Here is a 12,490-nt window from a genome sequence, read left to right as displayed (position 1 = left end):
TTTATTTGTGATTGACCTTAGAACCTGCTATATCTAGGTAAATCTTCTTTAATCTTTCGGTAATATTTTGAGCATCATGGGTAATTAGCAGTTCTTGCACTTTTTCTTCGTTGAGAGCTATGCCAGTTAAAGCTTGTTCCATTGCGTCTTGTAGTGCTTTGGCATTCTTTGGTGGTACAAGCACACCCGCTCCATCTGCTAGCATATATTGCAAGCCACCCACACTCGATGCTATAACAGGTGTCCCACAGCTCATTGCCTCTAATGCAACAAGCCCTAATCCTTCGATGTAAGATGGTAGTACAAATACATCTGCTGCTTGGAAATAACGAGCTAACTCTGCTTGTGGCATTGGCTCGATAAAATGGATTTGCTTGCTTTCCACAAGCGATTTTATCTTCGCTGTAAAGCCTGTGTCCTTTGTAGAGCCAATACAGTAAAGTGCAATCTTTCCAGCATGCATTTTCTCTAGCTGTTGAAATGCAGTTACAAGCTCAAGCACGCCTTTTTCTTCAATAATATTGCCGACGAATAAAAAATTTGTACACGCACTATCCATCGCAAGGGTTTGTTGCATTTGCTGCTTGTCCGTCTGCTGAAATACGTCGCGATTAATTCCCATGCTCATAATGGATATACGACTAGCTTCAATGCCGTAATCTGCTTGTATCGTTTGCGCTAGTTCCTCGCCGACTGCAATTACATGGTCGGCATGCTGTAGAATCTTTGTAGTATAGCCTTTAATACGAGCGCTTTTCTTCGCCATTTTATTAATATCACCGCCATGTGCAGTCACAACATACGGTACATTATAGCGCTTCTTTAAGTAATAGCTAAACATGCCGCTTGGAAAAACATAATGCGCATGTGTCAAGCTGATGTTGCGTTTATTTTTGCGAAATGTTGCCAGCACATTTAAAGCCCATTTCGCATATTTTTTCAATACATTTTTTTTACCTGTTGCAGGATTATCATTTACTGCAATAAGCGTTTCAACGCCTGCTGCATTTAATTGTGTTACTTGATTTTTTACAAAAACGCCATAAGCTAAATGCTCCTTTGTCGGATACATATTGCTAATAATTAACGCTTTTTTCATCGCTTTGCACCTGCCTGTAATAGCTGTAAACCAAGTGCCGACTTCTCTTTAAAGGCATCATTTGTTACCTTTGCTAGCGCTTTAGCTGCTGGCCAATCTGCCTGCAACTGATTGAATAATGTACTGAAATAATCATCGCGGGCATGCAATGTATCGATAGCTAATGAATAGTCTCCAAGCCCGGCCATTTGTAAAAAATCATTGACCTTCACGTGATATGATACGCCAATAATCGGTGTTTTTGTGTCTGTCGCCAAAATAAGCGAATGTAGACGTGTACCAATCAATACATCAAATGTAGCTGTTAACTCCAATATTCGCTGTGGCGGGCAATTCTCATCAATAATCGTTGTACGCTCTCCGTGCTTCATCAGCTTTTGAATATCCTTTGTTACATCTGCATCCTGTGGGTATTTCGTAGCAAAAAATGTTATTTCCACATTTTGCTCTTCAATTACACGGTCTAAATTTTTTGCCATACCCGCAATATAATTATGATATTTTTCCTCGTCGCCTGTTGGCCAGTAAGATGCATTGTAATAAGGCACAGCAGTTACACCAATTTTCTTCGGTTGCTCGCTATAGTGCTCACGCTCCACCTCTAAACTAAAGGCCGGGTCGCCAATGATATGAACATCGCATTTCACGCCAATTGATTCAAGCAATGCCTTCGATTGGGGGTCACGCACGGAAATATTTTGTGAATGCTTTGCCATATAACGAATGAACCATTTGCCAAGTCCTGTATATAAGGGACCCGCACCACAGCCATAGACAACATACGGCACTCCTGCATTTTTCGCCATCATCGCATAGGAACCATAGAGCGGAGCCTCACGTTTATATAAATCCATTAAAATACCACCGCCGCCAATCACGACAAAATCTAATCCTTTTACAATTTTCGAGTTTTCTCGATATGTTTTAATAAACGTTTTTGGCGCATTGCCGTTTTTATGATAGAGCGGATAGCTTTGAACATTATAGCGCTGTGCTGTTTGCTTCGGGTTATTACTGAATACAACGATATTTTCAGTTGGGATGCTAAAGGCTTTTTCAAGCTGACGTATAATGCTTAATAAAATTGCCTCATCTCCATTATTATCATTTCCGTAGTTACCAACAATTCCTATTTTCACTTATGCATTCATCCTTTTTAATTCAATGTCTCTAAATATATGACGCTTTTTTCTTCGCTTAGTTCTATCATTTAGTATAGCATATATGCCGTTTAAGAAAGAAAAGAAAGAAAGGCCTGCCTGACTAAAATTGTCGTAATCCCATACGCATTACATCTTGATTTTTTATGTGTGGCTTGCGTTGATTTATTTGCATTTTCTCGGATATATTTGCGACTTGCCTTGATTTATTTGCGACTTTTCAAATATATTTGCGACTTGCCTTGATTTATTTGCGACTCCTCAAATATATTTGCGACTTTCTAGCTTTTGAGAGTTTTAATAAAAAAGGGTAAGGCTGTCTGAAAGGTCTAATTTGTTTGGGCAACGCATTAAATGAAAGGTAAATATCGTTAAAACTAGTGTTCACCACATTTTCAAAGGAAGCCCTTTATCCAAACATAAGTAAAGACGTCCAAAATACCGGCAACTGCACGGCTTTTTTGGACGCCTTCAACCTCAATCTCCTAATTTAAAGTAAAGCGTTGAACCGCCTCTTGTAGCTCTTTTGACGTTTTCTCTACATTCATTACAGCTTGTGACACATTGAATAGCTCGTTTTGCTGTGATTGCGCAGTAGCGCTTACCTCTTCTGCTGAGGCTGCCGTTTGCTCTGATATTGCAGAGATACTTTGAATGGCCATCGTTGCTTGATTTTTATGCTCTAGCATATTTTCAAGCTGCTCTTTTAGTTTTTCAATAGCAGTTGTAAGCGACAATGTTAGCTCGCTATTATTTTTAAATGCCTGCTCTGTACTATGCACAGATGCATTTTGCCTATCTAATAATTGCGCATTGGCATCAATTACTTCCACAGTTTGTCGGGAGTTTTCTAAAATTCCCGCAACTGTTTCGCGAATAATTTCGGTTTCCTTCTTCGATTGCTCCGCTAGATTACGGACTTCCTCTGCTACAACAGCAAAGCCTTTTCCATGCTCGCCTGCCCGAGCAGCTTCTATACTTGCATTCAATGCGAGTAAATTTGTCTGTTCTGTTATCCCCTGTATTGAAGCGATAATATTATTGATATTTGAAATATCTGTCGCCAATGTATGCATTTGTTGTTGAATACGTGTATTCATGTTATTTGTTTGTGCATTATGCTCACGCAAGCTAACAACTTCATTCATTCCATTCGAAATCGTCTCTTGTGTTTGCTTTGATAGCTCGTCCATATTATTTGAAATAGAGGATAATGTATCGAGTTCATCTGATAAATCCATCATACGGTAGTTTGTTTCCTCCGTATCCTCTGATTGCTTAGATGTTCCTTGTGCAATCTCATCAATTGCCGTCGCTACCTCCACGCTAGAAGCTGTAATTTCATTAAAGGAATTCGTAACATGTGCCGTAGCATCATTCAATGTTTCCGTTGAATTTTGTACAGTTTTAATAATTTCACTAGTCTGCTCAATCATATTATTATAAGCCAGCGTCACAGTACCAATTTCATCAGGCTTAATATATTTTGGGTCAATCGTTTTTGTTAAATTACCAGATGCAGCTGCCTCCATAGATTCGCGTAAATATTTCAACGGTCGAAGCTGCTTGAAAATATACCAAATACTAATTAACGCCATTACAGAAATAATAATGACCGCAGAAATTACCGCAATCCATACGATTTGATTATACTGCTCTAAAATAACCGATTCTGGTAGGACGAATTGCACTGCCCATTTCTCCTCGATTCCCTCCAATACCATCGGCTTGAAAATCATATAGGACGTATCCTTTAATTGTTGAGAATATTCATACATACTTGCCGTTTCGCCACTTGCTATTTGTTGCTTAATAGATTCCCATGCAATTCCGCTGTATGACTCCACGTTGCCACCACTTTCCCCGAGGCTATCTGCAACAAGTTCACCAGCGTTAGAAACGATTGCTGCATAGCCTCCTATAGGTGTGTCTGCTGCAATCAATTCATTTAAAAATTCAATTGAAATATCGGCAGTTAATGCACCAAACACATTACCTCGTGAATCAATTAAAGGAACTGCAACAGTCGTCATCGGCACAATTTGTCCATTTACCTCATACGGATATGGCTCAACTAACGTCATACGCTTTTGCTCTTTTGGTATCCAATACCACTCCGATACCTGTCTATCATCTAAATCATTTAGCATCGTTATATCAATAGATTGCTCCTCCTTCCACAAATATGGAATAAAGCGACCTTGCGAATCGACATAACGCCCTGCAGATACTGCATCAACCTCAAATGAATTGCGCTCAAGTACAGCACCTGCCCCCATAATATCTTCATTATTATGTAAGTTAGACGCAATAATTTCTAATACGTCATCTCCATAAAGATCATTATTATTTCTTAAATTCTCTAATATCCCCTTGGTTGTAATTAGCGTCGTACTCGCCTTTTTAAAGCGCTCACTCATTTTTAAAGTAGATTGCTCTGCGGTTGTTAATGTTAATTTTTCAGCATCAGCGACATTTTGATTTTTAATAATAGCCCCTGTTACCAACATATAGGTAATAAATAATAAAATAAATACTCCGATAATAATAGAAGATAACTTTAATGGGATACTCTGTCTCTTCTTCATAATGCCCCCTCCTTATGTAAGCTGATGAAAATAGTAAAATAAATTAATTACTTTCCACTTATCTAGATATTACTTTTTTGTAAAAATCACCCCCTGTTAGTTTTATCGGCTGTTTGTTCAGTATATCATTAAAATTTCATGATTTATTCAAGATTTCCTCTTTTTTAATGTAATATTTGCTAAATCAAAAGAGCTGTAGGATAGTAAATCTTTCCTAACAGCTCTTTCCACATATTTTATTTTGTTATTGTTCGATATAAGAATAAGCTAAAGTGGACACGCGATACTTCTAAGCCCGGCTTGAATGTGTTATCCTCATAGCCTGTTGTAATTTTGTTTGCCGCCAATGTGTGGACAAAGTCATATGACCAGTGCTGTGTGCTCACATCTTTAAATTTAGTCGTTGTTGTGCCTTTTAAATCATAGGCCATGACTAAAATTTTCGCCATTTGTGCACGTGTTAGCTTCGCATTTGGATCAAATATCCCTTGCCCCGTACCATTCATAATTCCTGCGTTAACGATTGCTGCGATTTCCTTATAGTAAGGATGGCTTGTTGCCACATCTTTAAAACCTGGGTTGGAAATCGACTTCGTGTCTAAATCTAACGCTCGTGTAAGCAGTACAGCTGCATGTGCGCGTGTTAATGCTTGCTCTGGCTTAAAGGAACCATCACCGTAACCGTTAATTAAACCCGCTTCTACTAAATATTGAATCTCTTTTTTATAATTATGCTTCACACTAATATCTGTAAATGGTGCTTCCTCATAATTAGACGAGTAAATTGCTTGTAGCTTATCAAAGTATAATGTACCTGCTTTTTGCTTCTCCAAAGCTGGCTGTACAATATAAATAGATTCTAGTGATATTGGCTTCGGAATGTCTTTCGGGATGTCTGCCTCAATATATTTCCAACCTGTCCACGTTTGGCCGTTTTCTTCCGTGAAGTCAATCGTATGCTTTCCACCCGCTACGTCGCGAATTTGTCCGCGCACCCAAGTGCCATTGCCATCACCATATACCCATACACCAAGTTTAATCGGCTCTGCTGGTAATTGAATTAATGAATTCAAACGTAAATATGCAGCAGCTGTTCCTTCCTTATTGCCTGTCATATCGTATGTTAACTTCATTGAATAATTGCCTTGCTTACCAATTGTTTTTGAGCTTTCTAACGTTGCTTGAGCCGTTGTTAATGCCGTTTCTACACGCCATTCATCAGACTTCTCAAAATTAGAAATAGCAAATACTTGTTGTGTAAATGTTTGTTTTACATCGATTTCCTGCGTTACTGTTTTTGTACCTAGCTTCGCGCTAACTAATGCTTTGCCAAGCTTGCCATTTGACTTAAATAGGCCTGTTTGGGAAATTGTTCCGTATTCACTATCCACAGACCATTCTAGTTGAGACGCTGCGTAAATTAAATTTTCATTGTTTTGCCCTGTTGCTGTTGCTTTTAATTGCAATGAGGCACCCGGGTCAATTGTTGTTGCAGGCGCTGAAATTTTCAGGCTTACTGGTGCATCTAATACATTGAATGCCATTGTTTGTGCCGCATTACCGTATGTTACTGTAACACGTTCACTCCCTGCACTCACCCCTGTGAAGCTAAGTCCATCTACTGAAACGAGTCCATTTTGTGCTGTCACAGCAAAATTACTTGCATTTACTGGTAGTGGGTTGTAATGCTCATCTAATACATACTCAGGTGTCAGTTTAACACTTGCTCCTACTAATAAAGAGCCAACCTGATCACGCGTAACTTTCATTGTTGTTGCAGTACCCGTTGCCCCTGTGCTCACTGCTTGTAAAATAGCTGATACGCGACGCTGTGAGCCACCTGATGGACTATTCGCTAATACGACTGTATTGCTGCCATATTTACGAATTCCCATCGCTGTGGAACCACCCCCATCAAGGTTAATCGCTCGGTCTACGCCCAGTCGCACTAAATAATTAGCGAACTGTGTTAATGTCATCCCGTTGCTTGAACCTTGTCGTCCATCAACTGTAATAAGATGTACAGTCTTTTTATCTTTACTAATAGCAACTGCTGTACGCGGTGCTATTTCTTTTGCACGTGAACTATTCGCATCCATCGTCAAGTTCACTTTACCATCTAGCACCAATAGCGGACCACTTGCCATCATAAATTGGGCATCCATCCAACGATCATCAATCGAGAAGGTAACAGAAATATCATCACCGACTTTAATATTTCGGAATTTATCGCCCCATTTTGAACCATTAAATGATAGAACAAAGCCATTACGTGGGATTTTTGCTTTTTGCTCATCATCATAGCCACGAATTGCTGTTACTTTCCCTGCCATCGTTTGCCCAAAGCGAGTAGCACCTATTGTATTGCCTGTTTCAACAACAAATTCCATACCCTTACCACCATTTGGTGTTTGCGAGCTATGGTGCTGAGGTGTATAAATGACAGCTTGGTCTGTGCCACGCGTAACGTTCAAGCCACTTACTTTAATATCCTCACCTTTATAGTTAACAATGATATTACTATTATAGTAAGCAATTTCTGCATTGCCATTCGCTGTAATACCGAAAGCAATCGGCTGACTCACATAATTAGAGCTAGATGAAGATATAACGCTCGGTGTCACAATTGCGTTATTTTGCGATAATAAATAAAGTGGATAACCGTCTCCCATATTAAAAAAGTTAGAGTTGATTGCCCCTACTACACGATTACCTTCCTTTGAATTACGATTTGCATGATCTGTCGTCGTCAGTAATGAGTTAATTGGTGACGGTAAGCCGACTGTTAATTTTGTATACGGATTCGACAAATCCACTTGTAAATGATTTATCTTTGATTGCGTATATGTATAATTCGAATACTTTACTCCTTGCGACAGTGGGTATGTATCATTCGTCGTTTGGAATGCATATCCGCTAGTTGCTCCTCCAAAAACAATTGAAAACATCAGCATTGCACTAAATAACCTTAAAAATATGCGTTTCATTTTTCCGCTCCAATGAAAATCGAAGCAAGTCACTTCCTCTCGTTTGATTAAATGCTTTATCTCGAATTACCCCAAATCAAGATAAGTTTTCTACTCTATTACATTAACAAATTTTTCAATGAGATTCTATTACAAACATATGTCTTTTGTTGAGGCCCATTGAAATAATTACTAGCGTAACTTTTTTAGATATCAATTACAGCTCTACTAACGCTAGTTTGGAATTTTTTGAAGATTCCTTTTCAAGGGGGCTGTCCAAAAATCCTTGCATAGCCGGCATTTTTGACAGTAGCGATGATGTTTCGCAAAATATTGATTCATATAAACAGGGAACGCCTCTTTTAAAAATGGGATGAACATTGACTTTAGCAGCTTTATCCTTCAGTAAAAGGGAAGCGATGAAAACATTGATTTCAATGCAGCGTCAAAACAAAATGGACTTTTCGGACAACTCCCTGAGTTTTTCGATTTTAACATGCCCATAAATGTGGGAAGTGCCTAAAGAACATTGCGATTGCTATGTTTTTCAGGCACTTTTATTATGATTTATTTGAAGTTGTTAGAATATATTTGCGACTTCTCTATCCTATTGGCGTTTCTTAAATATAACAGAGCCTCGTCCACAGTACTTTATCGATTTATTCTCCATCCTTATTCAAGTCGAGCATCGGGTATAAATGACGATTGCTTGCAAAAATGGCGAAAATCATAAAGAAGAACATCGTATATACTTTAAGTTCCCAAATATTATAAAAGAATCCGCACACACCTGTTGCAAACCATAAAGCAAACATATATTGCCCAAAAGTTGCACGGCGCTCCTTCCAAAACAGCCACACCATCAATAATAGGAAGCTGGCAAATAACAAGACGCCTAGCGCGCCTGTTTCCGCTATTACTTGAATGTATTGATTATCTGAATAGAAGTTTTTACCGCCATAAATATCTGAGCGAATATTATATTTTTCATAAATCGGTGAATCATAGCTCAATGTTGCCGAGCCGCCGAAAGTACCAAAGCCCGCCCCAGCAATTGGGTAATCCTTCAACACTTCAAAGCCTTTTTTAATATAGAAAATACGACCGCTTTCATTCATTAAAGCTAAATTATCCTCGTCTAACGTTTCAGCAAAGCGGTTGCTAATTCCGCCCCCAATATCTTCAGGTGCTACATCGTTTTCTATACCGATGCTTTGCAAATATTGCAACCCTAAATTTGTCGGTAAATAAACGAGTAGGATAGATGCAATAAGCGTAATCGCAATACTTTTTAACATTTTCCAATTGCGCGCTAGCAATATAAAGAATATAGCGAACGTAATTGAAGCAATCCATGCACCACGTGATAAAGTGAGTAGCAGCATACCTGTAAATGCTACTTGCGATACAACTAATAAATACTTGTACTGACCATCCTTATAAACAAAGCGTAAAAATACAGCGGCACAAATGGCGAAGAACATAACTAATGCTAATGAGTTCGGGTTGTTCAATAGGCCATAAATACGCACAAAGTTTGTCGATGATAATACCTTTTGCGTCCACACTTCCGGCATCCACATCATACGCATCGATAATTTCTCCACAATCCCTTGCACAAATAGTACAATACCTGATATCACTGTAATCCATGCAAGTTTTACAAAGAAATTAGCTGGAAGCTTACTGCGGCTTAAAACGTAATATAATAGGTACATAATTAAAAATGTACGTACTTGGAATATAATAGAGCCTAGACTTACCCCATTCATATAACCAACTATTGCGCCTAAAATTAAAAATAAGAAAAATGCTAACTCAAACTTTTTAAAATGGAAAAATGTTTTAAAGTTTTTAAGGTTGAATAAAAGCAATCTTCCTAGCACAACAAATGTAATCAAATCCCCAATCAATTTCATTCCTGGGTTCAATTCAATAAAGAATGACCTAAAAATAACGTATGGGATTAAAATAACTAAGCTCTGAAATGGCTTAAAGAAAGCAAATAACGTGAAAAATACAGCCGTACTTATTAACGCAATTTTAGAAGGGATAATCGTCGCTGCAATTAACACGGCAATTGCCAACGCTATTTCAAGCCACTCCTGCTTCCCAATTTTCACTGACAAATCTTTCATTATAGACATGAACCCTCTCTTTCATTTTCTCTCCTTAAGTGAAACGCGCCTTCTATGTATATGGTTGCAACTACTAACTATTATAATATAAGACGTTTCTAAGTATAATATGGTTACGCTATTATTACAACGGAATTGCGAGTGAGGCAATGATTTCTCCGTTACCATTCTACCATCGGAGATTACAATATTATTACAAACTATTTCCCTCCTATCCATCTATTAAAAATGCTGTTAAACTATTATAGATTGAAAGGAGGATCTTTTTGTGATAAAAAAAATAACAACCCTCGTCATCACTATTATTTTAGCGCTAACAGTGGTCATGCCATCTACATCTTATGCGAGTGATATTAAAGGGCATCAGATGGTAAATGAGCTGACGCATTGGGCAAACCTAGGTGTCATTTTGCCGGATAGTAAAGGAAATTATAATCCTAATCGTGCTGTAACACGCGGCGAATTTGCTGCCTATATTACACGTGCTCTTAATTTACCTGCATCGGATAAATTTCAATTTTCAGATTTAAAAGTCGGTGATTCTTTAACATTTGAAATACAAGCAGCAGCAGGCTCTGGCATTTTAGGTGGCTACCCTGATGGAACATTTAGACCAAATGAAAAAATTACGCGCCAGCATATGGCTGCAATGCTTTACAAAGCTTTGCGCTATTTGAATGTTCCACTCAAAGCAGCACCATTAACTTTTAATGATAATAATAAAATTAGCAAACAATTCCATGAGGCAGTTGCTACATCTGTTTACTATAATATCGTTCGTGGTTCACACGAGAAAAAGGGTGTGTTTTTCAACCCTCAAGGTTCTGCAACAATCGCACATGCAGCAGCATTTTTATATCGTATGAACGTCACGGCACAGCAATATGGACAAGACGACACGGTGAGTCCTGAGCCACCACCTGTCGAAACGAATAATAACAGCTATTATGTAGGCACTATTTCTGACACAACTATAACAAAGCAGCCAACTGTATACGTTACATACGAACAGGCAGAGGCCGCTTATGAAGCATCAAAAAATGTTAATCTGCTTTTCCAAGGCGATAAAATTATTAAAATGAGCTCTGGCATCGCCTCTGCCGCTGATGTGGCAGCAAACACAGTAACAATCTATGGCAATAAAGACTTTACTAACGCTTTAACATATGTCGTTGAAGGCTCTGAGCTTAAATACTTTGGCAGCAATGATACGTATGCAATCGTACAAGCTGGCGATACAAAGGGCTATGCAAAAATAAGTGAAATTACGCTAACACCTACTTCACTTATTAAAGGGCGTGACTATTATTATGTACTTAACGGCATGCTATCGCACAAGCTCTACGATCATATTAAACAAGCCTATATTGGTGAATATGTAATAGGTGAAGCACCAAGCTTTATGGCACCAGGTGTTCATTATTACGGTACAGACGGAGTGCATTTCTATAATACAAACGGACAGCTTGTTGGTAAGCATTATCAATACTTCCAATTTGCATCCTTACGCCAGCCAACGAATTACACGGCTGAAGAGCTAGATTATATGATTAATACAATTCTTGAAGAGCGTCGCACAGTTGCGCCTCGCTATGCAAATATTTTAACTGAGTCTCGCCTACTTGGGCTTGGCGCATTTTTAAAAACGGTGGAACAAGAGCATCATGTCAACGCATTATTTATTTTAGCAACAGCGGTACATGAAAGTGATTATGGTATAAGCACAAACGCACTTCAGAAAAATAATATTTTTGGCATACGTGTTTTTGATGCAAATGAAGAAGCAGGTTCAACTTACGCAACGCCAAATGATAGCGTCTTAGCGTTTATTAATCAATATGTCAATAAAAACTACACACCTCAATCAGGTGGTTACGCAAAGGGCGCTGTTCCAGGTAATAAAACAACTGGTATGAATGTCCATTACGCATCAGACCCGTTTTGGGGTAGCAAAATCGCAGGTCATATGTACCGCCTAGATAATCGCTTCGGTCGGAAAGACTATAAACAAGGTCGTTTAGCTATGGTTCTTAATGATGGTAGCACTGTCAACGCACGTATGGAGCCCTCTACTTCCTCACCAATTGCCTTTACATATAAAGCGAAGGTCATTGGTGAATCAGGCGCATTCGGCTACCCTGTAGCAATTGTAGAAGAAGCAACAGGCAGCGACGGCTACATCTGGTACAAAGTCTACTCGGACGATAACCCACCAGCTGACTTCGTCTGGATTCGCTCCGACTTAGTCAAGCCTTTATAAAGCGAGCGAGCTAGCTCAATCAATAAGCCCGAACAATAAAGTGGTTCTATCAAATTGTTCGGGCTTTAAGATGCTTAAAAACAGGCTGATATTGGAGTGAAAGCAACAAAGTGAGGCTGTGTAAAAAGGTGGTAAGCAATGCCCCCTTGGAAATCTAGGACCTTGGGACACAGTAAGACCACAAAGAGAGGCGTGAAGACTACTAATTAGGGAATCTGCCTTATTAATTGGCGGGACATACGGATATATTTGCGACTTCCCCGATATATTTGCGACTTC

General features: G+C 38.8%; 6 protein-coding genes. 1 reads left to right on the top strand and 5 read right to left on the bottom strand.

Annotation, left to right across the window (positions count from 1 at the left end; genetic code table 11):
* Window position 1: 1 nt before the first annotated feature.
* The 5 genes from C9J36_RS02080 to C9J36_RS02055 form a co-directional block, all read right to left on the bottom strand.
* The gene (locus C9J36_RS02080) at window positions 2–1,099 is read right to left on the bottom strand and encodes a glycosyltransferase (RefSeq protein WP_107942097.1); all 1,098 of its coding nucleotides are present in this window, start codon (window positions 1,097–1,099) and stop codon (window positions 2–4) included.
* The gene (locus tag C9J36_RS02075; RefSeq protein ID WP_107942096.1) at window positions 1,096–2,238 is read right to left on the bottom strand and encodes a polysaccharide pyruvyl transferase family protein; all 1,143 of its coding nucleotides are present in this window, start codon (window positions 2,236–2,238) and stop codon (window positions 1,096–1,098) included. The genes C9J36_RS02080 and C9J36_RS02075 overlap by 4 nt, the downstream gene beginning before the upstream one ends.
* Window positions 2,239–2,744: 506 nt before the next feature.
* The gene (locus tag C9J36_RS02070) at window positions 2,745–4,847 is read right to left on the bottom strand and encodes a methyl-accepting chemotaxis protein (protein WP_107942095.1); all 2,103 of its coding nucleotides are present in this window, start codon (window positions 4,845–4,847) and stop codon (window positions 2,745–2,747) included.
* Window positions 4,848–5,083: 236 nt separating this feature from the next.
* Window positions 5,084–7,834 carry an S-layer homology domain-containing protein gene (locus C9J36_RS17465; protein WP_235615999.1) on the bottom strand — a complete coding sequence of 917 codons (2,751 nt, stop codon included), beginning with the start codon at window positions 7,832–7,834 and terminating at the stop codon, window positions 5,084–5,086.
* Between the two features lie 638 nt (window positions 7,835–8,472).
* Window positions 8,473–9,960 (bottom strand): O-antigen ligase family protein, encoded by a 1,488-nt coding sequence (locus tag C9J36_RS02055; protein WP_235615998.1) that lies wholly within the window; start codon window positions 9,958–9,960, stop codon window positions 8,473–8,475.
* Window positions 9,961–10,219: 259 nt separating this feature from the next.
* Here C9J36_RS02055 and C9J36_RS02050 point away from each other — a divergent pair, with 259 nt between their 5' ends.
* Window positions 10,220–12,211 (top strand): S-layer homology domain-containing protein, encoded by a 1,992-nt coding sequence (locus C9J36_RS02050; protein ID WP_235615997.1) that lies wholly within the window; start codon window positions 10,220–10,222, stop codon window positions 12,209–12,211.
* Window positions 12,212–12,490 lie beyond the last annotated feature (279 nt).

Origin of the sequence: Metasolibacillus fluoroglycofenilyticus (genome assembly GCF_003049645.1) — a bacterium.
Lineage (GTDB): Bacteria > Bacillota > Bacilli > Bacillales_A > Planococcaceae > Metasolibacillus > Metasolibacillus fluoroglycofenilyticus.
This window is presented reverse-complemented; position numbering and strand designations above follow the sequence as displayed.